Below are 350 nucleotides of genomic sequence, written 5' to 3'. Positions count from 1 at the left end.
TTTGTCTAATCTTTTGAGCATCTGTTGCAAGACTTGAGCATTCACAGATTTTAACCACGGGTTTGTTTTCTTAGCCTCTGTTAATTGTTTGGCTTGGATGTTGTAATTTGGAAAAGGTTTATCCACCGGAATTATATATTCCTTCTCCAGAGAACAAGCATTAACAGAACACTTCCGAGAGTTAATCCAGTCTTTTCGCTCTCTGAGGGCGTAATTCCAGACAGAACGACAGACTCTCAAGGTATTTTCAATCACCTCGATTTGCTTTTCGTTCGGGATTAATTTATACTCGTAAGTTAGTGTTAACATTTCAATCCTCCTAAATCGGATTCTAGCAACCTTTACAAAGA

At 38.0% G+C, this 350-nt stretch carries 1 protein-coding gene; it reads right to left on the bottom strand.

Annotated elements, in window-relative coordinates:
- The coding region (locus tag JUI58_RS00405) for a helix-turn-helix domain-containing protein (protein ID WP_204101779.1) at positions 1-309 on the bottom strand (309 nt) is incomplete at its 3' end.
- Positions 310-350: the final 41 nt, after the last annotated feature.

The organism is Spirulina sp. CCY15215 (assembly GCF_016888125.1).
Classification (GTDB): Bacteria; Cyanobacteriota; Cyanobacteriia; order Cyanobacteriales; family Spirulinaceae; genus CCY15215.
The sequence above is the reverse complement of the archived record's forward strand: the minus strand, read 5'-3'. Positions and strand labels throughout refer to the sequence as shown.